This is a genomic window from Paenibacillus ehimensis NBRC 15659 (genome assembly GCF_004000785.1).
In the GTDB taxonomy this organism is placed as follows: domain Bacteria; phylum Bacillota; class Bacilli; order Paenibacillales; family NBRC-103111; genus Paenibacillus_G; species Paenibacillus_G ehimensis.
Genome location: NZ_BILX01000031.1, coordinates 15,315 through 41,282 on the forward strand (window position 1 = coordinate 15,315; position 25,968 = coordinate 41,282).

Consider the following 25,968-nt stretch of genomic DNA (forward strand, 5'->3'; position numbering starts at 1 on the left):
TCTTCATCCTTTCTTCTGGCCTTGTACATAGCCGGCATCGAACAGGAACAGCCGAAGCAGCAGCCACATGGACGGGATAAGCACGAACAAGCCGGCGATAAAAGCGATGACGAGCGTAAGAGCCATCGTTTCGTTCGTGAAGCCGCCATAGATGTTAATGTACGGGTATAAGACATAAGGCAGATGCGCCGCTCCGTACCCGTAGAAAGCGAAAGCAAATTGCAGCATGACCAGGACGAACGCCCAGCCGTAATTTTTGCGCTTCCAGATGAAATAGACGGCGATCAGGAAGCATAGGAACGAAGCGGCAAACATCCAGTACAGGTCGAGCATGTTCTCAAAATGCCGCGGATTCTGCGTTCGGATGCCCAGGAACACCAGAAAGCTCGACAGGATGGTCGGGCCGCTCCAGAGCAGGGCGTAGCCGCGCACGACCTCCAGCGCATTCCCGTCCCTGGCTTTGGCGGCGTAGTACGTCAGGAACATTGCGGAGATGTACAGCACGCTGACGATGGCGAGCAGCACGACGCTCCATGAATAGGGACTTGCGAGCAGCTTGGGCCACAGAAACAGCACCTCGCCTCCGCGCTCTTCGATAAAGCCGCCTTCCGAGATGGTAAGCACCGTCGAGAGCGAAGCGGGGATCAGCAGCCCCGTCGCTCCGTACAACAGCATGTACCCGCGGTTTTCTTTGCTGCCGTAGGTACTGAACGCATAATAAGAGCCGCGCAGGGCGAGCAGAACGACCGCCACGCTGCCCGGGATAAGCAGCGCCGTGCCGTAATAATAGGCCGTGTGCGGGAAGAAGCCGACAATTCCGACGACAAAGAAGATCAGGAAAACGTTCGTCACTTCCCACACCGGGGACAGGTAGCGCTGGATGATCTTATGAATTTTATTTTGCTGTCCCGTGACAACGCTGTAGTAGCTGAAAAATCCGGCGCCGAAATCGATGGAGGCGACGATGAGATAGCCGTACAGAAACGTCCACAGGACGGTGATGCCCAGCAGCTCGTAGCTCATGGACGGCGGCCTCCTTTCTCGATGCCGAGCGTAATCATTTCCTCGAAGACGTCATGCTTGCGGAACAGCTTGCCGAGCACGCGTACGACCGTGAAGCCGAGCAGCAGATACAGGAAACAGAACAAGACGAGCATCATATCGACGTGGTCGGACGTGGTGGCCGCATCGGACACTTTCATGAAGCCGCGCAGAATCCAAGGCTGCCGGCCAAGCTCCGCGAAAAACCAGCCGACCTCGATGGTCAGCATCGCGAGCGGGCCCGCGACGACAATCATGCGCAGCAGCCAGCGCGGCGCCTCCAAGGACCGGCTGAGTCTGCGCCGGAACAAGTAAAGAAGGCCGACAAGCACCAGAAACATGCCGCTGGCGATTTTTAAATTGAACAGGTAGTGGAGCATAAGCGGCGGCCATTCATCCTTCGGAAATTCGTTCAAGCCAATGACTTCGCCCGCCGGGTTGTTATGCGCCAGCACGCTGAGCATGTGCGGAATAGAAATGCCGTATTTGACCTCATTGTTCTCGTCCAAAACCCCGCCGAGAATGAGCGGCGCATGGGTCTCGGTCTCGAAATGCCATTCGGCCGCTGCGAGCTTCTCCGGCTGGTACTTGGCCAGAAACTTGCCGGACAAGTCGCCGATGGCCGCGGTGCTGAGCGCAAACACGAACGCGGCTGTCATCGTCAGCTTCAGCGCTTTTTTGTGATAGACGTGTTCTTTGCCTCGCAGCAGCTGCCAGGCGGCGATAGCGGCCAGAATCAAGGCGCTTGTCGTGTAAGACGAAGCGAGCACGTGGGATACTTTCGTCGGCGTCGCCGGGTTGAACATGGCAACCAGCGGCTGCAGGTTCTTGATGACGCCGTTCTCCAGGGTAAACCCGCGCGGCGTATTCATAAACGCATTAAGCGTCGTGATGAAGAAGGCGGAAGCGGACGACCCGATAACGATCGGAATCATCAGCAGGAGGTGGGTCGTCTTCTTCTTGAACCGGTCCCACGTATACAGATAGATGCCGAGGAAAATCGCTTCGATAAAAAAGGCGAACGTCTCCAGAAACAGCGGCAGTGCAATGGCCTGTCCGGCGATCTTCATAAAGCTCGGCCACAGCAGACTGAGCTGCAGACCGATGGCGGTGCCCGTGACGACGCCTACGGCGACCGTGATGACGAAGCCGCGCGTCCAGCGGCGGGCCAGCAGCAAGTAGTGCGGATCGTTCGTCCGGATGCCGCGCCATTCGGCAAGCGCGATCATGACCGGAACGCCGACGCCGATCGTAGCGAAGATGATGTGGAACGACAGCGTCAGCTCGGTAAGCATTCGGCTGAAAAACACCGGATCGTATTGCATAAGGGGCTCATCTCCTTCAGGCATAGCCGGTTGATTTAAGCAAACAATCTCCTGAGAAAAGCAAGCAGCATGACGAATCCGACGATGAACATAAGGATCATCAGACGTTTTTCATGCTTTTTGTAAGGCTCCACGGATCATCACCTCTCCCAAGAAACATTAAACAAAAAGATTCTTGCTTCAATCTTACCCCATTACATGTGATTTTTTTCACACAATTATGGTGGACTATTGAAGAAAGTATGGCAACTTGATGAAGGGAGGGGATGGAAATGCGGCATGGCAAGTGGGGGAGCGGAGAGCAAGCTCTGACATAGGTCGACGGCTTCGATTCTTTTTTTGTCTAGGCCGGCCGACGAAGAGGATTATGGCGAATGATGTCGAATTATGGGGAAAGTCACTTGGAAATTGAGGGGGCGAATGCCATTTCCGGGCTGTGCGGGATTGACGTTACGAAAAAGAAGAAGATCAGTCTTGCCACGCTTTTGACAGGGCTGGTTTCCCTTTCCGTTGCGCTTACTTTAACGATTCTGCTTCTCGCGTCCTATCATTCCAATAAGCAATCGTTATTCGACACGAGATTCGCCTTGAACCATTCGACTGCGGCCAAAATGAGCCAGTCCGTCGATTCCTTATTCAAATCGATGCGGGCCGGATTGAAATACACCGGCGCCTACATTTCGGTAAACCATTTATCCAACGAGCAAGAGCTGCACAAGCAGCTTGAATTGCTGCGCCTCAGCGGCAATTTTTTCAACTCCATCGCCGTCGTGGATGAAACGGGCCTCGTCCGCAGCGTAGCTCCGTCTTCCGTCGGCACGGTGGGACAGCACATTGCTACGGAAGCTACCAAAGAAGCGCTGGCCTCGAGAAAGCCCTATATCTCCAAGCCTTACATCTCGGCAACCGGACGTCTAATCGTTTTTATGAGCGAGCCGCTTTACGACAAAGACGGAGTATACCGCGGTTTTATCGGAGGCAGTCTTTATTTGCAGGAAAACAATATATTGAATATGATGTTTGGCAAGCACAATGTCGATAGCGACGGATCGTACTTTTACGTCGTAAGCTCCAACGGTCATTTATTATTTCATCCGGACAAATCCCGGATCGACGCCGATATCAGTACAAATCCCGCCGTCCAGAAGGTGCTTCGGGGCGAAAGCGGGTATGACGAGGTTACGAATTCGCAAGGAATCACCTTTCTGGCCGGTTATTCCCCTGTCCCGGAAAACGGCTGGGGAGTTATCGTGCAATCTCCTATCAGCGTCGTCTACGCGGAATTGGACCGTTATATTCGAACGATCCTCTTCTATACGCTGGCTCCGTTTGTCGTCTTGATGATCACCGCCATCTGGCTTGCCCGGCGATTGGCCAGTCCGTTCGTATCTCTTGCCAACCTGGCCGGAAAATTGGGGAGAGGCGAAAGAATCGTTCTTCCGGATATCAAGCATCACTGGAACCGGGAAGCCGACTTGTTGACACAGACGATTACGCTTGCGTTAAATGATTTGCAGAAACAGACGGACCAATTGACTCAGGCCGCCATGACCGATTCTTTAACGGGGTTAACGAACCGGAGAACATTTGAATCGATCATGACGCAATGGACGGAAAAGCAGCAGCCCTTCGCCCTTATCATGATGGATATCGACCGCTTCAAGTCCATTAACGATACCTACGGTCATCAGGCGGGCGACGAAGTTTTGAAGCATCTGGCCCGTATCCTCACTTCGTCCGTACGTTCCAATGACGTATGCTGCCGCTATGGCGGAGAAGAATTCGTCGTGCTTCTTCCGTATACCAGCGCGCCGGAAGCATTGATCACGGCAGAGCGGGTTCGTACAGCCTTTGAAACAAGGGAGAATCCCCTGGGCATCCCGCTGACGGTCTCATCGGGTATCGCTCACTACCCCTCCCACGCCGAATCCGCTGAAATGCTGTTTCAACGAGCCGACCATGCTTTGTATCAAGCCAAGGAAGCGGGGAAGAACAGAACGATAGTGGCCGATTAGAAAACGGAGCACTTCTACGATCGTAGAGGCGCTCCGTTCGTTGTTCCATTTTGGCAGCAGCTTAACAGAGTTCATCGGCCGCCATCCAGGCTCTGCAGTCTCCATTCGTCCGCAAGCAGGCTGTATACGGCCAAATCGATGTAGCGGTCATACAGCTTCTGAGCGCCGCGGGCGACGCCTTCTTGCGTGAAGCCGAGCCGCTCGGGAATGGCGCGGCTTTTCATATTCGCGGTGCCCGCCATAATCTCGACGCGGTGCAGCTTCAGCTCCCCGAACGCGTAATCGATCATCGCGCGGCAGGCGCGGGTCATGATCCCCCGGCCCTGGGCGGGGGCTGCCAGCCAATAGCCAATCGCAACCTTGCGGTTCATCCAGTTCAGCGAATGATGGTCGATCACCCCGCAGAGCTTTCCCTCCGCAAGGATGCCTGCGGTAATGCCTTCCCCTTTGGCCCACTTGTGGCGGGTCGATTCGATGAATCCGCGGCTGTCCTCCTCCGTCTGCGTCATGTCGATCCACGGCATCCATTCCCGCAAATAAGCTCGGTTGTCGTCCGTCAGCCGGAACAGCTCTCCGGCATCCCCCGGTTCGAGCAGCTTCAGTTCCAATTGCGAATCAATGCGGTATTTAAACAAGGTCCCGGCTCCTCTCCGCGGCCTTCGGCATGGTTATTTTTCCTGTTCAAATAAAGACAGATACGCTCCGTAGCCTTCCTTCTCCAGATCGGCTTTCGGGATAAACCGGAGAGCCGCGGAGTTGATGCAGTAGCGCAGTCCGCCTTTATCTTTGGGCCCGTCGGGAAAAACATGGCCCAGGTGAGAGTCGGCTTTGCGGCTGCGGACCTCCGTGCGGATCATGCCGTGGCTGTAGTCGGGCTTTTCCTGCACAAGGGCCGGTACGACGGGCTTTGTAAAGCTCGGCCAGCCGCAGCCGGAATCGAACTTGTCGCGGGAGCTGAATAGCGGCTCGCCCGAGACGATATCGACGTAGAGCCCTTCTTCCTTGTGATCCCAAAATTCGTTGCGGAACGGAGGCTCGGTGCCGTTCATTTGCGTCACTTCCCACTGCATCGGCGTCAGCTTGTCTTTCAGCTTCGCTTTGTCGGCCAGCGTATTCCAGTGGCGCTTGATGAAATCGTCGCGTCCCGACGCCTTGCGGTACGAGTTGTAGCGCAGCGGATTCGTTTTATAGAAATCCTGATGATAGTCCTCCGCAGGATAGAAGACGGAGGCCGGAAGGATCGGCGTGACAATCGGACGGTCGAAGCGGCCGCTGGCGTCGAGCTCCCGCTTGGACGCTTCCGCTTTCAGCCTCTGCTCCTCCGTATGGTAGAAGATCGCCGTTTGGTACGACTCTCCCCGGTCGTGGAACTGTCCGCCCGCGTCGGTCGGGTCGATCTGCTGCCAGAACAGCTGAAGCAAATCTTCGTAAGGGAAAACGGCCGGCTCGTACGTAATTTGCACGGCTTCCAAATGTCCGGTCGTTTCGGAGCATACTTCCTGATATGTCGGGTTTTCCTTATGGCCGCCCGTGTACCCAGATACGATCTTCACGATGCCGGGCAGCTCGTCGAACGGCTTGACCATGCACCAGAAGCAGCCGCCGGCAAACGTGGCCAGCTCGGTCGGTTGTTGACTCATCGGATTCACCTCTTCGATAAAGTTGGGGGAGATAGATTCATGTCCATTCGTATATACCATTATACTGCACGCGGGCAAAGGGGCCAAATCGGAGGGGGAGGCAGGCGGCTGCGGAACACGTCGGTGAAAAGGGGAATTAACGCGGCAGGCAGCGAGGGTCCCGGCTTCCGCGGCACATAAAAAAGGCGGTCCGTTTGGACCGCTCGCTTGAGTTGCCAAGCTTTTTTATGAGGCCGCTTTGGTGAGCATGGATTTTCGGTGAATGATTTCCGGGGCCCTCTGGTGACCATCTGCCCCATTTTGAAAATAAAGGAAGCACGATGAGCTAAGTGGGGCATTCGAAGCGTGCGATGGGGCGTAGCGGAACTGCAAGCACTTAACCGTGTCGAAAAATGTTCGTATTCCGCGGATTGATAGCATTAGCGCACCACAGATTCTCTATTACGGGCAGATGGGCTAATCCGCATCAAATAGGGCACCTGCAGTTCCGCTATTGCAGTGACCGGGACAAGCTGAGGTCGATTGTCCGCCTCGGTCCGGTTGGACCTCCTTTTGCGGATTATTTCGCCGCAATCGACGAAGCAGCCAGCGCGGAAACGACCCGGTCGCCAACCTCCGAGGTGGAGGCGGTGCCGCCCATATCGGGTGTCAGCGCCGCACGTTCGACCATCACTTGCTCAACGGCTTGCAGCACGGCTTTGCCCCAACGCTCCTGGCCGAGAAAGTCGAGCAGCTGGCTGGCCGACCAGACGGCCGCAAGCGGATTCGCGATCCCGCGTCCGGCGATGTCGGGCGCCGACCCGTGGATCGGCTCGAACATCGACGGATGCGTGCGCTCGGGGTTCACATTCGCGCCTGCGGCGAGTCCGAGCCCGCCAGCGATGGCCGCGCCGAGGTCGGTCAGAATATCGCCGAACAGGTTCGACGTGACGACGACCTCGAACCGCTGCGGCTGCTTGATCATGAACATCGCCGCGGCATCGACCAGATACGAGTACGTTTTGACGTCGGGGTATTCCCGGCCGACCTCTTCGAATACCTGGTCCCAGAACACCATGGAATAGTTCAAGGCGTTGCCTTTGCTGACGCTGGTCAGCGATTTGTTCAATCGGCGGGCGGTTTCGTAGGCGTACCGGATGATACGTTCCGTCCCTTTGCGGGAGAAGACGCCGGTCTGCAGCACGACCTCCTCCGGCTTGCCTTTGAACAGCCAGTCTCCGGCACCCGCATATTCGCCTTCGCTGTTCTCGCGGATGACGAGCATGTCGATGTCCGCTTTGGAGGCGTCTTTGAGCGGGCAGGGGGCTCCGTCCAGCAGCTGAATCGGGCGGATATTGACGTATTGATCGAATTCCTTGCGGATGCGCAGCAGCAGGCCCCACAGTGAAATATGGTCCGGAACGCCGGGATAGCCGACCGCGCCCAAATAGATGGCGTCGAACGAGCGGAGCTTCTCCATGCCGTCGTCGTCCATCATTTTGCCGTGCTTCGCGTAATATTCGCACCCCCAAGGAAAGGTGACGAAGTCGAAGCGAAAGGAGGCGTCGAGCTCCGCCGCCCGGTTCAGCACCTTGACGCCTTCGGCGATGACTTCGGGACCGATTCCGTCGCCCGGAATGACTGCAATCCGATACGTTTTCATAACAATTCTCCCATCCCTTCCTTCCCGCCCGCGGCTATTCGTCCAAATTGACGACGACGGTTACGGTTTCGAGCATTTCCTCGATGGCGTAGGCAGGACCTTCTCGCCCGATGCCGCTTTCCTTGACGCCGCCGTACGGCATTTGGTCCGCGCGGAAGCAGCAGGTATCGTTGATAATGACGCCGCCCACTTCGAGCAGGTGCGGAATTTGATAAGACAAGGACAGGTTGCTCGTATAAATGCCGGCTTGCAGCCCGTACTTGGAGTCGTTGACCAGACGGATCGCTTCCTCGATCGTATCGTATGTCGTCACCGTGACGACGGGAGCAAACACTTCTTCATCGACGACCTTCATGCCTTTGGAGGCGTTCGTGATGACCGTCGGCTGGAACAGGCTGCCTTGGCGCGTTCCCCCGGTTAAGACGTTGGCGCCTTCACGCACCGCTTCGTTGACCCATGCCTCGATGCGCTGCGCTTCTTTCTCGCTGATCATGGGCCCGACGTCCGTAGCGGGATCGAGCGGGTCGCCGACCTTGAGCTTCTCCACATGGCCGAGAAACGCCTTCATGAACGGCTGCGCCACGTCCTTATGGACGAAAATGCGCTGCACGGAGATGCAGATTTGCCCGGCATGGGCGAACGCCATCTTGGCCAGCCGCTCGGCGGCTTTCGCCACGTTGCCGTCCTCGTGGACGATGGTCGCCGAGTTGGAGCCGAGCTCCAATGTTGCTTTCCGGAGGCCGATCGTCTGCTTGATATGCTTGCCGACGCCGGGGGAGCCGGTAAACGTGTAGTACGTGATCCGCTGATCGTGCAGCAGCTGCTCGCCGACCGTGGAGCCGTCGCCAACGACGCACTGGACGTACCCGGCAGGTATGCCCGCCTGCTCCAGCAGCTCGCACAGCTTGAGCGCAACCGCTGCGGTATCGGAAGCGGGCTTGATCACGATCGGATTGCCCGCGGCCAGCGCCGGGGCGACCTTGTGCGATACCAGATTGAGCGGGAAGTTGAACGGCGTAATCGCGCATACAACGCCGACCGGCTTCTTGATCGTATAGATAAAGCGGTTGCCGACACCGGGCGTGGCTTGCGTCGGGATGATGTCGCCTTTCAGATGCTTCGCTTCCTCGGCAGCGAGCAGGAACGTGTTGGCCGAGCGGATGACCTCCACCTTGGCGTCGGTAATCGGCTTGCCGCCTTCCTGCGCGATGATCCGGGCAATGTCGTCCGCTTGCTCCCGGAGGAGAGCGGATACTTTGGAGAGCACGGTATAGCGGTATTCCGGCGTAAACGGCACCTCGCGAAAGGCGCGCTCCGCCGACTCGACGGCCAAAGATACCTCGCGCTCGCCGGCTTTGCAGACCTGCAAGAACAGCTCCCCCGTATATTTATTGTAGATGGGGTGGACCTGTTCCGTTTCCACCCATTGTCCTCCGATGAACAGCTTTTGTTTTGCGGTTGCCGTTTGCATAGCGGAACCCCCGTTCTTAATGTGATTTGGCTTTGTGCAGGTTGCAGCCCGTTTTTTTCTCAATCCACCGCAGCAGGAAATCGAGGCCGACGGCGAGCAGCGCCGCGGGGATGGAACCGGCCAGAACTTTGACGTCGTCGGTCGTCGCGATGCCGCGGTAGATCATCTCGCCGAGACCGCCCGCGCCGACGAAGGTGGCGATCGTCGCCACTCCGATGGAAATCACGGTTGCGACCCGGAATCCGGCCATCATGACCGGCATTGCCAGCGGGAATTTCACTTTGACGAGCAGTTGCAGATCGGTCATGCCCATTCCTTTGCCGGCCTCGATCAGGTGCGGGTCCACATTGCGCAGCCCTTCGTACGTATTCTGAATGATCGGCAGAAACGAATAGCAGATCAGCGCGATGATGGCGGTCGTATAGCCGAGACCGAAAAAGATCATGACGATGAGCAGCAGCGCGATCGAAGGTATGGTCTGCACCATGTTGATGAATACTTGAACCGTTTGGGCGATTTTGCGGCTGCGCGTCATGAAGACGGCAAGCGGGACGCCGATGGCGGCTGCCAGAAGCACGCCGCTCAGGCTCATATACAGATGCTCCAGCGTCAGCTTCAGGAGTTTATCCCAGTCTCTTGCCATCATCTCGAAGACGCCGACGAACGTTTGCATGAGGCTTCACGCTCCTTACGATTTCAGCAATCCTTTTTGCTTCAGGAAGTCCTTCGCGACCTGCTCCGGCTCCACTTTTTTCACGTCGGCCTGATAGTTGAGCTCCGTCATCGTTTTCGTATCGATCTGCCCCGCGAGTTTGTCCATGATCTCTTTGATCTCGGGATGCTTCTTCAGCGTATCGTTGCGGACGACGGGGGACGCTTGGTACGGCGGGAAAAACTTCTTGTCGTCCTCCAGCGTTTTCAGATTGTATTCCTTGAGCCGCGCGTCCGTCGAGTAAGCGAGCACGATGTCGACGTCTTTGTTGCTGACGGCTTTGTAGACGAGCCCGATTTCCATCGGGGACGTTTTGCCGAATTCGAGGCCGTACGCCTTCTTGAAGGCCGGGTATCCGTCAAGTGTCCGCTCCAACCAGGCGTTATCGGTGCCCAGCCGCATTTCTTTGGCGTGGGACGCGACATCGGACACTTTGTTCAGCTTCCATTGGTCGGCCAACTCCTGCCTGACGGTGAACACGTACGTATTCTCGAAGCCGTAGGAGGGAAACCACGTTTGATCGAATTTCTCCTGAATGCCCTTCTGCACCATGGCGAGGGCGGCGGCGCTGTCTGCAGGCATTTCCTTCACGCCGAGCGTGCCCGTCAGGTCCGTGCCGACGTAGCGGACGGCCGAAATTTGAATTTCGTTGCTTTTCATCGCATTGACGATTACGGGCGTGGAGCCGAGCCCCGTCACGATTTCCGCCTGCAGCTTCCGGTCCTCCATCATCAGCTTGATCATATTCGCAATGATCATCTGCTCGGAGGTCGATTGCGAGCCGATTTTGATCGTTTCTTTGGAAGAACAGCCTGCAAACAGCCCGGCCGTTAACGTCAGCGCCAGCAAAAGCCCCGTTGTCTTTTTCATGATGAATCCTCCCGTCCGAAGTTTAAGGCTTGCGCAGCCCTTTGGGGGTACACAGGTATTGGAAGCGCTTGGTGATAAAATCCGCGGCTACGGCGAGAATCGCAGCCGATACGGCGCCGGCAATGAGCATGTCCTGATTGGAGATCGTCAGCCCGGTGAACACCAGATATCCGATCCCGCCTCCGCCGATCAGCGAAGCGAGCGTCGCCCAACTGATCGTATAAATCGCAGCCGTCCGGAAGCCTCCCATAATGACGGAGATGGCGAGCGGAAGTTCGACTTGAAACAAAATTTGCAGGTCGGTCATGCCCATGCCTCTTGCGGCTTCTTTGGTCGCCGGGCTCACTTCCCGGATCCCCGTATACGTGTTCTGGAGCATCGGGAGAATTGAATACAGGAACAGCGCCATAATGGCGGGAAACGTGCCGATGCCGATCAGCGGAATCATGAAGCCGAGCAGCGCGAGACTCGGAATGGTCTGAATGACGTTGACGACGCCAATGACGTAATGGCTTGCCTTCTCCTTGCGGGTCAGCAGGATGCCGAGCGGTACGGCCACGACAAAGCCGGCGCATACCGCGATCGCGGAAATATACAGGTGCTGCCAGATGACCGCCAAAATATCGGCGTATCGCTCGGTGACAAACGCGAGAAACTCATTCATGCTTGCCGTCCCCCTTTTTTTGTCAGGACATTCCCGGCTGAAATTGGATGACGTCGTGGCTTGGCTGTGGAGGAAGATTGGTGCTTTGAATGGGCGTTTTTAACCGCTTCGGACCGATGAAATCGGTTACAAAATCGCTGGCAGGACGGTGCAAAATGTCGGCGGGCTCTCCGAGCTGCACGACCGCGCCGCCCTGCATCAGACAGATGCGGTCTGCGATCTTGAGCGCCTCGTCCATATCGTGGGTGACGAAGACGATCGTCTTGTGGATCGCTTTCTGCAGCCGGACGAATTCGTCCTGCAGCTGCTCGCGGCTGATCGGGTCGAGCGCGCTGAACGGCTCATCCATCAGAATGATCGGCGGATCGGCCGCCAAGGCCCGGATGACGCCGACCCGCTGCTGCTGGCCGCCGCTGAGCTGGGCCGGGTAGCGGTTCTTGTACACCTTCGGGTCGAGCCCGACCATGTCGAGCAGCTCGTCGACCTTTTTCTCGTAGGCGGCGGGGTCCATCTTTTTCAGCTTCGGGACGAGCGCCACATTTTGACCGATCGTCATGTGCGGGAACAGGCCGATCTGCTGGATGACGTAGCCGATGCCGCGCCGGAGCTCGACCGGATCCTGCTTGGAGATGTCCTGGCCATTAATCTCGATTGTGCCGGAGGACGGCTCGATGAGCCGGTTAATCATCTTCATGGTTGTCGTCTTGCCGCAGCCGCTTGGACCGATCATGACGAACAATTCGCCGCCGTGTATTTTAAGGTCCAGCTGTTTGATGATCTGGTGGCCGTTATACGTTTTGGAAACGTTTTTAAAAGCAATCATTCGATGTCTCCCTCCTCAAAGTTTTGCGAAGCAAAACTACTTCGTAAGCATGGGCTGAGTTTTGCGAGCTCTCCTCTTACAGCTCCAAAGCTTCCCGCACCAGCTGCGCGAAGTGATGCACGCCATGCTCCGTCGGGGAGCAGATGCCTTGGCTGAACGCGCGGGACTTGAAGCCGATCTGCTCCAGCTCGACAATCTCCACGTCTTCCTTACGCACTTGATCGGTGAAGGCGAGCAGCTCCTTTTGCTTCTCCGTCGGCTCGTCGCCTTCGAGAAACACAGTGTAGACGCCGAGCGTCGTCTCGTGGTCGACCGGGAACATCTGGATCGTAGACAGGTTGCCTGGCCCCGGATAGACCGTATACATCACGTTCGGCCAGATCCAGTAGAAGCGGCCTTCCTTCACTTCGGCGTCGTCGTAATCGCTGCGGCTTTGCTTGACCGACGAGCCTTGAATGTTGCAGTACGGACCGTTGATGATGTTGTATTTGCTCATGTCCAGCGTTGCCACGAAGCCGGGATGAGCGATCGGACAATGGTCGCACTCCAGGAAGTTGTCGATGAACGCCTTCCAGTTGCATTTGATGATCCGCTGCTTCACCTCGTGCTTCTTCAGCTTGCCGAGAAATCCGAACTGTCCGATGTCTTCGAAAAAGTCGGCGTAGGTCTCAGCCAGCGGCGCGGCGTTCTCGTCCAGATTAACGAAGATGAGCGAAGCCTGCGTCTCCACCCGCACGGACTTCAAGCAGTGGGCGCCGCTGCAGAAATCGTCCGACTCTTTGAAGTTCGGGGCCTTATGAAGCTGACCGTTCAATTGGAACGTCCAGCCGTGGTAGGAGCACTGCAAAATCTTTTTATGCCCGGCCGCTTCCTTTTCCAGCTTCGTGGCCCGGTGCGGACAGACGTTGTAGAAGGCGCGCAGCGTGCCGTCCTGATCGCGGACGACGATAATCGGCTCGCCCGCGGCCTCACAGGTGAAGTAATCGCCGGGCTTCGAGACCTGACTCGTATGCCCTACGTAATTCCAGGCCTTCGAAAATATTTTTTCTTTCTCCAGCTCCAAAATGCGGGGGTCCGTGTATAAGGAATAAGGCAGCGTAGGCAAAGCGCCCGTGTGGGAAACCGTCGTTTTTTGCAATGTCATGTCAGATAGCCCCTTTCGAATGTCCGTGATTTTGTGCCATGGCATCGGCCTTGGCGGAACTTGCATACGCTTACAAGATAGCGCTTTCAAAATGACGGTGATATAATATACCCGTACCGCCTCCAGCGATCGCCGATCCTTCATACAAGCCTTTGCCGGCGTTTCGCTTTCGCTTATAGATATAGCAAGTTCCGTGCCAACCGCAACAAAGCCCGGGAATAGGGGGAATCCAGCTGTCCCTTGCGAGAACTGCCGCAATTTTGAGTCGTTTTTGACTCGAATGAGTTATTTTTGACTCATTAAAATCGAATCGAATGGAGGAGAACGCCGAATGTCAAACCCGACGCAGCCCATCGAACCGATTCAGATCAGCCATGACACGCTGCAAAAAATATTGGACAACTCTTCGGATGAAATCTTCGTCGTCGACGGCAGCCAGCGCATCGTCTATGTGAATTATGCCTGCGAGCGGCATTACGGACTCAAGCCGGCCGAGGTGATCGGCCGCAATACGATGGAGCTGTTCGAGGAAGGGTATTGGACGCCTTCCATTATTCCGTCCGTATTCGAGCGGAAGAAGACGGTCACGATGAAACAAACGACATATCTAGGCGGCGAACTGATTACGACGGCGGTGCCCATTCTGAACCAAGCGGGCGACATCGAGCTGGTCGTCATCAACTCCAAGGAGCTGCAAAATTACAAGAGTCTGGAGATCAAGGACGCTCAGACGGGGCAGCCTGCCGACCCGGATGCGCCCGAAGCGAACTTAATCACGAACAGCGAGAAGATGGAGAGCGTCATCAAATTTTGCAAAAAGATCGCAAGCGTCGATTCGACCGTGCTGATTCAAGGTGAATCCGGTACGGGAAAAAGCGTCCTTGCGAAATATATTCATAAAATGAGCCGGCGCAAAAAAGGTCCGCTCCTCACGATCAACTGCGCGGCGATTCCGGAGGAGCTGCTCGAATCGGAGCTGTTCGGCTATGCGCAGGGCGCATTCACCGGCGCGAGCAAGACAGGCAAAGTCGGCCTGATTGAATCGGCGGACAACGGCACGCTGTTTCTCGACGAGGTCGGGGAAATCTCGCCCAAAATCCAGGCGAAGCTGCTGCAGGTGATCCAAGACCATGAGTTCATTCCGGTCGGCGGCCGGGAAACGAAAAAGGTGGACATCCGCATCATCGCGGCCACGAACCGGAACCTGTACGATATGGTGCAAAACCGGCAGTTCCGGGAAGATCTGTACTATCGGCTCAATGTGATCGATATCAAAATTCCGCCGCTGCGCGAACGTACGAAGGACATTATTCCGCTGACGTATTATTTTCTTCACAAATTCAACAAGCAGTACGGTGTCAATCAGCTGATTTCGCAAGCGACGCTGGACATTTTCTCCGCCTACTCCTGGCCGGGCAACCTAAGGCAGCTTGAAAATTTGATCGAGAAGCTGGTCGTCACGACCGATTCCGTCATTGAAGCGTCGGAATTGCCGGAGCACATGCTCCAGCATACGAAGGCCAGAACGCCGTCCGCTTCGCTGCCCGCGGCGCTGGACGATGCGCTGGCGGAGGTCGAAAAACAGCTCGTCCTTGCCGCGTACCAGAGGCTGGGCACCACGCGCAGAGTGGCCGAGCATTTGCAGATCAGCCAGACGAAGGCCGCCCGCCTGATCCGCAAGTACGGCGGCTCCTCAGGCGAGCCGCCGTACTAATGCGATGCCATGAGGCCCAGATCACGCCTGCGTCCGCAGCCGGGAGGACAAGAGATGCATCTCCTCCCGGTATTTCATCACCGTCCGCCGCGAAATCCGGATCCCCTCCTGCACAAGCAGATCGGTAATCTTCTGGTCGGACAGCGGGTTGCGTTTATCCTCCTGCTCGATCAGCAGCTTGATCTTCGCCTTGACGCTTGCGGCCGATGCCGCGTCGCCTTCCTCTGTCTGCAGCCTCGCCGAGAAAAAATAGCTCAGCTCAAACAGTCCCTGCGGCGTCTGCACAACCTTGTGCTGTACGGCGCGGCTTACCGTCGATTCGTGAAGCTCCAGCTTTTCCGCTACCGCCTTCAGATTCATCGGCTTCAGCCGGTCGATGCCTTCCGTGAAGAACGCCGCTTGCTCCGAGACGATGCACTCAATGACGCGGTAGAGTGTCCGTTTCCGCTGCTCCACGCTGCGGATGAGCCATTGCGCTGCCTGCTCGTGCTGGCGCAAGTAGCTTTTCGTATCTTTACAGAAGCTGTCGGCAAGCATCTGCCGGTAGGACGCGTTCAGCGATAGACGCGGCAGATGGGCCTCGCTCATCCGGATCACGAGCTGCCCCCGTACGCATTCGATGTAAGCGTCGGGTTCGATATAGGCGGCCTGCGTACTGCCGTACAGCAGGCCCGGACGGGGATGCAGGCTGCGGATATAAGCGAGCGCCTGCATGACGTCGTCCAGCGGAATGCCGAGCTTATCCGCGATGGTCTTATGCCGTCCGGCGCCGAGATCGGCCAGATGACGGCTGACGAGCGGCTCCGCCCAAGGATGAGCGCCGGGATCCCGGCGAATTTGCAGCAGCAGACACTCCTGCAAATTTCGTGCGCCGATGCCTGCCGGGGCAGCATCCTGCAGCCTATAAAGCGCTTCCATAACATCGGCGGCGGAAACGCCGAATACTTCGCCTGCTTCTTCCGGCGAGATCGTGACATAACCGTTTTCGTTCAAATTGCCTGCCAAATAACATGCGATCCGGTGCGACGGCTCGGGCAGCCCGATCAGGCGCAGCTCGCTGAGCAGCATTTGCTCCAGCGTCGGAGCCTGCCCGCCGATGTTGTTCAGCGCATGGTCCGGCCGCGCCGTATCGGCTCCGGCGGTCCGGCTTCGCGACGGGGGGAGCCACTCGATGTCGAGGACCGGATTTTCCACCGCTTGCTCCTGCAAATATTCCGATAATTCCGTGGCAGACAGCTGCAACAGTTGAATGGATTGTCTAAGCTGCGGTGTCAAATGAACCTTCAACGTCTGCACTTGGGTCAGAGAGGGACGCAATGACATTCGGATCACCCGCTTCGTAAATAATCGTATGTGTGATCTATTATACAGCACCTGCGGGTGAAAGTTTTACCGTAATTTTTTCCCTTCCTGTATTATTCGAGTTTTTTGGCCCAATACCCGCCGGAAAATTGCATCGGCTCATACGAGAACAGGAACGCCTTCGGATCGAGCTCCAGGATCGTCCGCCGCAAGGCGCCGTATTCTTTACGCTTGGCGACGATCAGATACAGGCTGCGCATGCCCTGCGCGCCTTCGCCCGCCCAGACGGTGACGCCGTAGCCCTTGGCCCGCAGCGGCGGCGCCAAATCGCGGCCATATTCCGATACGACCTGCAGCGCGATGTAACCGAGCGCGATCTTTTGCTCGATATACATTCCGAGCAGAATGCCAGCGCCGAAGCTGACGCTGTACACGATCAGCCCGAGCGAAGACTCCGTGTAATTCAGCACCAGCGAGAGCCCGGAAATGTAGATGAAAATTTCGAGCGTGCTGATGGCGGAAGCCAGATATTTTTTTCCCTTGATCATCAGGACGACACGGAAGGAGTTGAGTGCGACATAAGCAATCTGGACGACGGCCATCAGCACATAAATCATGAGAATCCCTTCTTTCGCATAGTTGTTCAACGGATACAAAGCAAAAACGGTGCCAATGAATCCGGAACGGGAAACTGGCCGATCTGGCCAAATGGAGGGGCGGCGGGAGAGGGCCGTACGATTAGTTTATCCATGATCGAGGAGAGGATGCTTATAACAAAAAGACGGGCCGAACCCCATGCGGCGGGGTGGCCCATCTTTTCCCAGGCTCAGATCTAAGCGGACACGGTCGGCTGCTGTATGCGCGGCTTCGGCTTCCCGGTGAAAGAGAAATACGTCCACATGCGCAGCAGTCGTTCCGCCGGTCCGAAGGAAAACCGTTTCACATACCAAGCGCTCGCGAAGAGCTGCGTCAAATAAATGGCGACCGCCAGCCCGCAGCCGACCGCGACGCCGAGCTTGCCGAACAGTCCGAGACCGTATCCGTAAAAAATCGTCGTGCAAATCACCGTCTGCATCAAATAGTTCGTCATCGAGAGCTTGCCGACCGCTTCGAACCGCCGCAGCCAAGGCGAGTTCTTCGCAGCCGAGTAGAGCAGGGCAAAGGCGAAAATGTAACCGATCGCCAGGATGCTGCCTCCAAGCAACTCGCCAATTCCCATCCAGCCGAGCTTCGGGAACAGAGACTTCAGCGATTTCAGCAGCAGTCCCGCCGGCAGGAAAATCAGCGTCCCCCTCAAATAAGCGCTCCGCTCGCTCACCGGATCAACAAACCATTGTTTCCTGGCGGCATACATCCCGAACAGAAACATCGGCCCGGTAAACAACGGCGCGAGCAGCAGCATGAAAAAGATCATGAAGCCATCCATCCCGAACGGGTCCGCCGTCTGCCGGTGATGCTTGATTTGCTCATACGTGCCGGTTCCGTAGATATGGTTCGTGTCCTTCACGTATTGCTCCATGCGCGCCTGGTCCTGCTTCGCAGCCGGGTCTTCCGAAGCCTCGGGCACAAGCCCCAGCAGGCCGAACAGGCACAGCAGAATCGTTCCCCAGATCAGCAGCGTCTTCGCTTTCCGGTTCATAAACATCAGCAGAACAAAGCCCGTCATTCCGTAAAACGCGAGAATGTCGCCTTCCCATAAAAAGGTGGAGTGCAGCAAGCCGAGGACGAGCAGCATCAGAAACCGGCGGACCAGATGTCTCCCGGCCTTCAGCCCCTTCGCTTCCATGCTCTCCTTCATCTTGATCATCCCGAACCCGAACAGAAACGTAAAGATCGGCATGAAGCTGCCCTCGACGATAATTTTGACGAGTTTATGCACGACGGAATCCGCCGGGGACAACGCGAAGAACTGCAGCTCGTCCTTCCCCCAGATTCCGTACTGGAAGATAAGCATATTGGCCATTAAAATGCCAAGCAAGCTGAACCCCCGCAGACCGTCGATGACGTGCAATCTGTTTTTCCCTTCCAGCAACGATATCACCTCGAATCGAGTATAGCACCGCCGGTTAAATTCCGGCGAAAGCCGTCCTTAACGTTGGCTTAACGGCTGAACGGAAATTTAGCCGGAATTAAGGTGCCTCTGGTACAATAAGGATGGAGGGATACGATGCTGAATCCAAAAATTTTAATTATAGACGACGAAACATCCATTATTCAATTGATCCAAATGGTCCTGCAAAAAGAAGGCTTCCGCCATATCTACACGGCGGGAACGGCGCAGGAGGGGCTGCGTCTGCTGGAGAGGCACGGTGCGGACATTATTTTGCTGGACGTCATGCTGCCGGATCAGACCGGGTTCGAATTGTGTCCGAAAATCCGGCAGATGTCCGATGCGCATATTATTTTTCTGACGGCCCGGACGTCGGATCTGGACGTGCTGACCGGGTTCGCAACCGGCGGAGACGATTATGTGACCAAACCGTTTAATCCGCTCGAAATTGCGGCCCGGATTAAAGCCAGGCTGCGCCGGAACAAGTCTGCGTCTTCTCCGAGGGGAACGGAGGATTCCCGAAGCCGCTACGACTTCGGGCGGTTCGTGCTCGACGAGCAGGCAGGGGAGCTGACGGTGAACGGGCAGACGGTTTCCTGTCCTGCGCAGGCTTATCAGCTGCTGCTGTATCTGTGCAAGCATCCGAATATCGTATTCTCCAAAGCGCAGCTGTACGAAGCGGTATGGGGCATCGACGGCATGGGCGATGACAATACGGTGATGGTCCATATCCGCAAAATCCGCGAGCGCATCGAGTCCGACCCGGGCGACCCGAAGCATCTGGTTACCGTTCGCGGACTCGGCTATAAGCTGCTCAAGGAGCAGGACCGATGAGCAAGGTGAGGAGGAGGCTTGCCGCACACTTTACCTTGCAGTTTTTTTTCTTGTGGATGTTTGTGCTGGTCACCTTGGTCACCGTCCTGCTGCTGGTCATCCGATACTTGACCAACCAGGATTTGAAGAAGACGTTTCCTATCGGGGCTCTGGACACCATCATTACGGAAACGATCGAGAACGAGGGAAGCGTTACGGTTCCTTCGCACTGGACCGATCAGCTTACGGAGCGGGGCTACTGGCTGCAGGTCGTAGACGCGGACGGAAAGGTCGTCCGCGCCATCAATGCCCCGAACCGGCTCCCGGCGTCATACGGGACCGCCGAGCTGCTGCAAATCGAGGAGAACGGGCGCTTCGATTCGTTCCGCGTCGGAACGAAGTTTAGCGGCGAGGGGAGCACGCCGCTTCTGTATATGCTTGGGACGGAGGACCGGGGGCCCGCGAAGCTGGAAGCGTGGATTCGCGCCTACGGAGAAGCGGGGCGGGTCCGGCAGGATGCGCTCCAGGAGCTGACGCGGCAGCTGGCGTCCGAAAACGCTTATGTGCAGATTATTGACGCTTCCGGCGCCATCGTGCAAGCGGTTGGCGATTCGGCGCGCACGGAGCCTTACCGGCCGCTTGAACTGATCGCGATGCGGGCGGAACCCGGCCTTTACCCGTCCGATATGTCGTTCTATTACGATTCCGCCTCCGGGTATACTTGGGTTTTACATAAGACCAAGGAGGGTCCGCCTTTTGCCAGTCAGCCGATTCTGCACGAAGTGATTCTGACGCTCGTCATCACGGGAGGCGTGGTGCTGCTGCTGACCTTCGTCTTCTCGGTGTGGCACGGCTACCGGTACGGACAGCCGCTGCTGCTGTTCGTCGATTGGTTCGAGCGGATGGGACAGGGACGTTATCAGGAAGCGCTTACGGAAAAAGACCGGAAGAAGGTGTTCCGCAAGAACGGCCGCATCCGTCTGCGCTACCGGCTGTACAAAGAAGTGATCGCAGGCTTCTACGAGATGGCGGCGAGACTGGACGCTTCGGAGCGGGAACGCAGCCGTCTGGAGAAGACGAGGGAAGAGTGGATGACCGGCATTTCCCACGATCTTCGGACGCCGCTTTCCACGATTCAAGGGTACGGGCACCTGCTGGAAAGCGGCACGTTCGAATGGACGGAGCCGGAGCTTCGCGAGATGGGCAGGACGATTCGGGAAAAGAGCGATTACATGGTCGGCCTGCTCCAAGATTTTTCCCTGACCTTTCAGTTAAAAAATAACGCGGTCCGCTTTCCGCTCGAGGATGTCGAGCTCAACGAATTCGTTCGCCGCATCGTTCTACGGTATGTGAACGACGCGACGATCCGGCACGTATCCTTTTCCTTTGAATGCGAGGAGCGGGCATTGGCGGTGCGAGCGAATCCGAAGTGGTTTCAGCGCATGCTGGATAACCTGATCTCCAATGCGGTCAAACACAATCCGCCCGGGACGCTGATAACCGTTCGTACCGGAAGCGAAGGGGCGGACGCTTGGATCGCAGTGGAAGATAACGGCGCCGGCATGGACGAAGAGACCGTGCGCAATCTGTTCGACAGGTATTACCGCGGGACGAATACGGAGGAGAAGACGGACGGCGCAGGGCTCGGCATGAGCATTGCCAAGGCGATTGCGACGGCCCATCAAGGCCGGATCGAAGTGAAATCCCGGGTGGGTAAGGGAACGGCCGTCCTGGTACGATTTCCGCTTGCGGAACGCCCGGAGGCTTGATACGAAAAGGAGGAGAAAGCTATGAAACCCGCAGGCTTGCGGCTTGCTTACGTCTGTGCCGTATTGAATGCCGTTATTATCGGATTTTCGTTTCTGTTCACGAAGCAGGCGCTGGAATCGGCCGATCCGTTGGATACGCTCATGTTCCGCTTTCTGCTGTCTGCGGTCGTCATGTCCGTTCCGGCAGCCATCGGCTGGATCAAGCTCGATTACAGCAACAAGCGGATTAAGGACGTCCTGCTGCTGGCGGTATTTTACCCTGTCGCCTTCTTCGCCTTTCAGGCGTTCGGTTTGGTACATGCCGGCTCTGCCGAAGGCGGCATTCTATATGCCTTCACGCCGGTCATTACGATGCTGCTGGCCTCCTGGTTTTTGAAAGAGCGGACCAATGCGAAGCAGAAGCTGTCGATTTTTCTGTCCGTATTCGGGGTGATCTTCGTCTTCGTCATGAACGGCAGATCGATCGATGTGAGCAACATGAACGGCTTGCTGCTGTTGTTCCTCTCCTGCGTCGCCTTCGCCGGATACAGCGTTCTCGCCCGCTCGTTGTCGAAGCGGTTCAGCCCTTGGGAGTTGAGCTTCGTCACGACATGGCTCGGCTTCGGCTCGTTCCTGCTGATTTCGCTCGGTAAGCACGGGATGGACGGAACGCTCGGCAGGCTGTTCGAGCCGCTTGGCAGCGGCCGTTTTATCGTCGCGATTGTGTATTTGGGCGTGCTGTCCTCGCTGGTGACTTCGCTCTTGTCCAATTACGTGCTCTCCAAGATGGAAGCGTCCAAAATGAGCGTCTTCTCGAATCTCGGGACGGTCGTCTCGATTGCGGCGGGGGCGCTGGTGCTCGGCGAAACGGTAACGGTCTATCATCTCGTCGGCTCGGTGATGATCATTGCCGGGGTGATCGGGGCGAACCGTTTCGGCACGAAGCGTCAGGTTTCGGATCGGCATGCGGCTTCCGGCAAGACCGGGGAGGACCCGTCCCGGGCCTGACGGACGGCTTTAACGGCGACGGCCCTCGTCTCCATAAGAGAAACGAGGGCCGCGATTATTTTCTATAGCTTAAATTCTTTCACGATGCTTTGCAGATCCTCGGCCATTTTGGCAAGGGCTTCCGAAGAGGAAGTCACTTCTTCAATGGAAGCCAGCTGCTCCTGCGTGGAAGCCGAGATATTCTGGGTTCCGTCCGCGGACTGTCGGGCCACCTCGGAAATCTGGCTTACCAACTCGACCGCTTCTCCGGTGCTGGACTGCATTTGCCGTGCATATTCCGTCACATTTTGAATTTGCATGGTCACTTGGTTGATGGATTCCCGGATCAGGTCGAACGATTTCCCCGCTTCGTTAACGACTTCGATACCGAGACTCACTTCTTTGGTTCCCTGCTCCATGGAAGCGACGGCGTTCTGCGTCTCGTTTTGGATCGTAGAGATCAATTCCCCGATCTGCGCTGCGGATTGGGACGACTGCTCGGCCAGCTGCCGGATTTCGTTCGCCACCACGGCGAAGCCCCGTCCATGCTCTCCGGCGCGCGCCGCCTCAATAGCGGCGTTCAACGACAGCAAATTGGTCTGTGTCGCGATTCCGGAGATGACCTTGGCGATATTTTCAATTTCGGTCGACCTTGCTCCCAAGCTCGAAATATTGGCGGCAATGTCGTTGACCGTCGTATTGATCGATTGCATCTGCTTGGTGACGGTTTGAATGGCTTGGTTTCCTTCCGTGGCCGTCTGCAAGGTGTGCAGGGAAGAATCCGTCACCTGTTGGGCATTCGCCGCCACCTGCTGAACGCCGTTCGCCACTTCCGTGATGGCGTTGACGCTGGCTTCGACGCCTTGCATCTGCCGCTCCGTTCCGTCGGCCATCTGCTCAATGGTTAACGCAATAAGCTGCGTAGCCTTGCTTGTTTCTCCGGCATTCACCGACAGTTGCTCCGCCGAAGCGGCGACCTCTTCCGCGGTCAGTGTCACCTGGGAAACAAAGGTGTGCAGACTTTCTACCATGGTATTGACCGACTGGGCCAATTGTCCGACTTCATCCTGCGTGCGGATTGGCAAAGGCTCGACCTGTAAATTCCCGTCGGCCACCCGTTTGGTAACGGCCGCCATCTCCGCAATCGGTCTCGAAATTTGTCGACCCAGGAAATAAGCCGCAACAATGACCAGGGCAACCACAATCAGCAGGATGACCAGGACGTTCTGCTCGATCTTCGCGGCTTCCGCCGTGATCGTTTCCACCGGCAAATGAAGATATAAGCCATACCCCGTCTGCGGGATCGGGGAATAGGCGACCATGTAGGTTTTTCCGCCGTCGGTGTAGGTGGTCGAGCCCGCTTGCTTGTTTCCGGCTTTCAGGATATCGGCCAGCAGCGGCGGGACGCCGGAGTCGGCTACGGTTTTGCCGACGAGCTCCTTCACGGGGTGCAGCTGAATAATTCCGTTGGAGTCCACAACAATCGGATAGCCCTCTCCGTCGTTGATCATCAGCGGCTTTACGTATTTATCCATAAACGCCTCGAAGTTAACGAGCCCGGTAAGCACGCCGATCACCGCATCGTTCGCGTCTTTAACGGGCGTGGCTACAATAATGGAGCGCTTGCCGGTCGTTTTGGCCAGCAGCACCTCGGTGTACGTGGATTTTCCCTGCAAGCCGTTTTTAAAAAACGGTCTTTCCCCTAAGTTGACCCCGACGCTGGCTTCGACCGTGTCGGCCGTCACGATGCCGTTAGGAGAAATAAACGTGTTGCCGTCGAACACTTTGGTGCTTTCCGTAAAGTTTTTGATGAATTTGTTTTTCGCCGCCGCATCGTTCGAGCGGATATCGGTGGTGGAGGCCAATATTTTCACTTCGGACATGCGCTCGGATATGTATTGGTCGATCAGCGTCGCGGTGCTGACCACCAGCTTTTCGTACGATTCGGACTGCTTCTTGATCAATTCGGCGGAGCTCGTCTTGGAAATATAATAGGAAATCGATAGGACCGGCACCAGCGATACGATCAAAAACCAGGCGATCATTTTATTTTTCAGCTTTTTGCTGAACCATCCGGTCAGACGGCCGAAGGCCCCGGCTTGCCATTGAGGTTTAGCTTGTTCCTCCATCATTTCATCCTCGCTTACTTCGTTAATTTTGAGCAGGCTCGCTGCAAAGAAAAAACGGACTGCTGACATGGAGCCGGCAGCCCGTTAGGGGATTAGTATCCGAGTGCCGCCCCTTCACCGCGCGGGTCGGCTCCGCCAAATTTCACGTTCGTCTCCGGATCAATCAGAATGACACCCGATTGTCCGACCGCATCAGTGTAATCGTCTATCATTTTGACAGGATGTCCTCGACGGATCAGCTCATCCTGAACATTTTTCGGAATGCGTCCTTCCAGCTTCAGGTCGTTGGAGGAAGAGCCCCAGTTGCGTCCGTGCAGCCAGCGTGGCGCTTCGATCGCATCCTGTACGGGCATGCCGAAATCGACGATGCGGGTAACAAGAGCGGCTTGCGTCTGCGGCTGTCCTTCTCCGCCCTGGGTTCCGTAAATCATGTACGGCTTATCGTTTTTGAACAGCATCGCCGGATTGATCGTATGGAACGAGCGCTTTTTCGGTTCCAGGTGGTTGATTTCCTTAGGATCCAAGGAGAAGTAGCTGCCCCGGTTTTGCAGAAGCACGCCGGTGTCCTTCGCCACGATCCCCGAACCGTAATCGAAATAATGGCTTTGAATCAACGATACGGCGTTGCCTTCTTTATCGATGAAGCCCATCCAGGTCGTATCGCCCTTCGGATCCATCGGCACGACGTCGGCTGCCGCCTTGGTCATATCGATCCGCTTCGCCATTTCTTTGCCGTGCTCGGGAGAGAGCAGATAATCCACCGGAATATCGGCGAATTTCGGATCGGTCAGCCACTTGTTGCGGTCGGCGAACGCCTGCTTCGTCGCTTCCACGATCAGATGGTAGTAGTCCGGCGTCCCTTCGCCCAAGCTTTTGACATCGAAGTTGTTCAAAATATTGAGGATCGACAGGGAAGCGATCCCTTGCGAGTTCGGCGGAACGTTGTAGGCCTTATACCCGCGGTAGTCCGTCGAAATCGGTTTTTGCCATTCGGCTTTGTAGCTCGAAAAGTCGTTCAGCGTCAGCAGTCCGCCGTTCGCTTGCACGTCCTTGACGATTTTCTCGGCGACTTCGCCTTTATAGAATCCGTCGGCGCCTTTTTTGGCGATGATCTTCAACGTTTTGGCCAAATCCGGCTGCTTCATCAGCTCGCCCACTTTATACGGCTGCCCGTCGGGCTTCAGGTAGGTTTTAGCCCAGCCTTCGAAGCGCTGCAAGTGCTTCAGCTCGTCATCCTTCGTATCCAGATTGACTTTGGTCCAATACTCTTGGTTCGGCGTAACGGGGAAGCCTTCTTCCGCATATTTGATCGCCGGCTTGAGCAAAGAACGCCACGATTTGCTGTTGCCGATCTCTTCGTCGGCATAATTGTAAGCTTCCCACCAGCCGGAAACCGTGCCCGGCACCGTATTGGCGGACAAGTAGCCTCTGGAAGGAATCTTGCTGTAGCCCAAGTTTTTATAGTAATCGATGGTCGCTTTCTCGCTCGAAGGACCGCTTGCATTTAACGCCTTGAGCTCTTTCTTTTTGGCGTTGTAAATGAGCCAGAAGCTGTCTCCGCCGATGCTCGTGTAATGCGGATAAATGACGGCCAGCGTAGCTGCTGCGGTGATGGCTGCGTCCACGGCGTTGCCGCCGTCCTCCAGTACCTTCAATGCCGCTGCCGAGGCCAGATAATGCTGAGTCGTGACCATTCCGCTGGGTGCCATCGTCGTCGGACGGTTGGCGGCGCCGGCGCTCGAAACGGTAGAGAGGCATAATGCCGCTACGGTTCCCAAAATAGCCATTTTCTTCTTGTTTGCTCGCATTCGTTTTCCTCCTCTTCGTTGCCTAGCAGATTTTGTTCGCCTGTCAAAGAGAGCGGAAAGCAAAAAAGGA

The 25,968-nt window shown here is 56.4% G+C and carries 20 protein-coding genes and 1 pseudogene; 5 read left to right on the forward strand and 16 right to left on the reverse strand.

Annotation, left to right across the window (positions count from 1 at the left end):
* Window positions 1-3: 3 nt before the first annotated feature.
* Together PEH01S_RS18385 and PEH01S_RS18390 are read right to left on the reverse strand one after the other, a co-directional pair.
* Window positions 4-1,023, reverse strand: a complete 1,020-nt coding sequence (locus PEH01S_RS18385; protein WP_025849501.1) for a cytochrome d ubiquinol oxidase subunit II — start codon at window positions 1,021-1,023, stop codon at window positions 4-6.
* A complete protein-coding gene (locus PEH01S_RS18390) occupies window positions 1,020-2,366 on the reverse strand; it encodes a cytochrome ubiquinol oxidase subunit I (RefSeq protein WP_174807147.1) in 1,347 nt (448 codons plus the stop codon). The genes PEH01S_RS18385 and PEH01S_RS18390 overlap by 4 nt, the downstream gene beginning before the upstream one ends.
* A gap of 374 nt (window positions 2,367-2,740) precedes the next feature.
* Here PEH01S_RS18390 and PEH01S_RS18395 point away from each other — a divergent pair, with 374 nt between their 5' ends.
* Window positions 2,741-4,381 (forward strand): sensor domain-containing diguanylate cyclase, encoded by a 1,641-nt coding sequence (locus PEH01S_RS18395; protein ID WP_246062981.1) that lies wholly within the window; start codon window positions 2,741-2,743, stop codon window positions 4,379-4,381.
* A 71-nt stretch (window positions 4,382-4,452) separates the two neighbouring features.
* Here PEH01S_RS18395 and PEH01S_RS18400 read toward each other — a convergent pair whose 3' ends face one another.
* The 9 genes and pseudogenes from PEH01S_RS18400 to PEH01S_RS18440 form a co-directional block, all read right to left on the reverse strand.
* Window positions 4,453-5,016 (reverse strand): GNAT family N-acetyltransferase, encoded by a 564-nt coding sequence (locus PEH01S_RS18400; protein ID WP_127487287.1) that lies wholly within the window; start codon window positions 5,014-5,016, stop codon window positions 4,453-4,455.
* A 33-nt stretch (window positions 5,017-5,049) separates the two neighbouring features.
* Window positions 5,050-6,021: a peptide-methionine (S)-S-oxide reductase MsrA gene (gene msrA / locus PEH01S_RS18405; RefSeq protein WP_127487289.1), complete on the reverse strand. Its 972-nt coding sequence runs from the start codon at window positions 6,019-6,021 to the stop codon at window positions 5,050-5,052.
* Between the two features lie 559 nt (window positions 6,022-6,580).
* Complete coding sequence (locus PEH01S_RS18410) at window positions 6,581-7,663, reverse strand: tartrate dehydrogenase (RefSeq protein WP_127487291.1); 1,083 nt, start codon at window positions 7,661-7,663, stop codon at window positions 6,581-6,583.
* A gap of 34 nt (window positions 7,664-7,697) precedes the next feature.
* Complete coding sequence (locus PEH01S_RS18415; protein WP_025849495.1) at window positions 7,698-9,134, reverse strand: aldehyde dehydrogenase family protein; 1,437 nt, start codon at window positions 9,132-9,134, stop codon at window positions 7,698-7,700.
* A 16-nt stretch (window positions 9,135-9,150) separates the two neighbouring features.
* Window positions 9,151-9,807: an ABC transporter permease gene (locus tag PEH01S_RS18420; protein WP_127487293.1), complete on the reverse strand. Its 657-nt coding sequence runs from the start codon at window positions 9,805-9,807 to the stop codon at window positions 9,151-9,153.
* Between the two features lie 15 nt (window positions 9,808-9,822).
* Window positions 9,823-10,716, reverse strand: a complete 894-nt coding sequence (locus PEH01S_RS18425) for an osmoprotectant ABC transporter substrate-binding protein (RefSeq protein ID WP_127487295.1) — start codon at window positions 10,714-10,716, stop codon at window positions 9,823-9,825.
* 22 nt (window positions 10,717-10,738) lie between these two features.
* A complete protein-coding gene (locus PEH01S_RS18430) occupies window positions 10,739-11,380 on the reverse strand; it encodes an ABC transporter permease (RefSeq protein ID WP_025849492.1) in 642 nt (213 codons plus the stop codon).
* Window positions 11,381-11,450: 70 nt separating this feature from the next.
* Window positions 11,451-12,203 (reverse strand): annotated as a pseudogene (locus PEH01S_RS18435) (ABC transporter ATP-binding protein); the annotation flags it as partial.
* Between the two features lie 76 nt (window positions 12,204-12,279).
* Window positions 12,280-13,347, reverse strand: a complete 1,068-nt coding sequence (locus tag PEH01S_RS18440; RefSeq protein WP_025850173.1) for an aromatic ring-hydroxylating oxygenase subunit alpha — start codon at window positions 13,345-13,347, stop codon at window positions 12,280-12,282.
* Window positions 13,348-13,678: 331 nt separating this feature from the next.
* On the opposite strand from PEH01S_RS18440, the gene PEH01S_RS18445 reads away from it, so the two are divergent.
* Entirely contained in the window at window positions 13,679-15,061 is a 1,383-nt protein-coding gene (locus PEH01S_RS18445; RefSeq protein WP_127487297.1) for a sigma-54 interaction domain-containing protein, read from the forward strand.
* Between the two features lie 21 nt (window positions 15,062-15,082).
* On the opposite strand, the gene rpoN is transcribed toward PEH01S_RS18445, so the two are convergent.
* From rpoN to PEH01S_RS18460, 3 genes are all read right to left on the reverse strand, one after another.
* The gene (rpoN, locus tag PEH01S_RS18450) at window positions 15,083-16,384 is read right to left on the reverse strand and encodes an RNA polymerase factor sigma-54 (RefSeq protein WP_127487299.1); all 1,302 of its coding nucleotides are present in this window, start codon (window positions 16,382-16,384) and stop codon (window positions 15,083-15,085) included.
* A gap of 92 nt (window positions 16,385-16,476) precedes the next feature.
* Complete coding sequence (locus PEH01S_RS18455; protein ID WP_084159616.1) at window positions 16,477-16,980, reverse strand: DUF2179 domain-containing protein; 504 nt, start codon at window positions 16,978-16,980, stop codon at window positions 16,477-16,479.
* 215 nt (window positions 16,981-17,195) lie between these two features.
* Window positions 17,196-18,395 carry a DUF418 domain-containing protein gene (locus tag PEH01S_RS18460; RefSeq protein ID WP_407669446.1) on the reverse strand — a complete coding sequence of 400 codons (1,200 nt, stop codon included), beginning with the start codon at window positions 18,393-18,395 and terminating at the stop codon, window positions 17,196-17,198.
* Window positions 18,396-18,530: 135 nt separating this feature from the next.
* Between PEH01S_RS18460 and PEH01S_RS18465 the strand changes: the two genes are divergently transcribed.
* From PEH01S_RS18465 to PEH01S_RS18475, 3 genes are read left to right on the forward strand one after another with little or no spacing between them, the layout of a single operon-like run.
* Window positions 18,531-19,247, forward strand: coding sequence for a response regulator transcription factor (locus tag PEH01S_RS18465; RefSeq protein WP_127487301.1), 717 nt, complete (start codon window positions 18,531-18,533; stop codon window positions 19,245-19,247).
* Window positions 19,244-20,995, forward strand: coding sequence for a sensor histidine kinase (locus tag PEH01S_RS18470; protein WP_127487303.1), 1,752 nt, complete (start codon window positions 19,244-19,246; stop codon window positions 20,993-20,995). The genes PEH01S_RS18465 and PEH01S_RS18470 overlap by 4 nt, the downstream gene beginning before the upstream one ends.
* 21 nt (window positions 20,996-21,016) lie before the next feature.
* Window positions 21,017-21,982 carry a DMT family transporter gene (locus PEH01S_RS18475; protein ID WP_127487305.1) on the forward strand — a complete coding sequence of 322 codons (966 nt, stop codon included), beginning with the start codon at window positions 21,017-21,019 and terminating at the stop codon, window positions 21,980-21,982.
* A 62-nt stretch (window positions 21,983-22,044) separates the two neighbouring features.
* Here PEH01S_RS18475 and PEH01S_RS18480 read toward each other — a convergent pair whose 3' ends face one another.
* Complete coding sequence (locus tag PEH01S_RS18480; protein WP_025850181.1) at window positions 22,045-24,159, reverse strand: methyl-accepting chemotaxis protein; 2,115 nt, start codon at window positions 24,157-24,159, stop codon at window positions 22,045-22,047.
* Window positions 24,160-24,182: 23 nt separating this feature from the next.
* Window positions 24,183-25,898: a gamma-glutamyltransferase gene (gene ggt / locus PEH01S_RS18485; protein WP_127487307.1), complete on the reverse strand. Its 1,716-nt coding sequence runs from the start codon at window positions 25,896-25,898 to the stop codon at window positions 24,183-24,185.
* Between the last annotated feature and the right edge of the window lie 70 nt (window positions 25,899-25,968).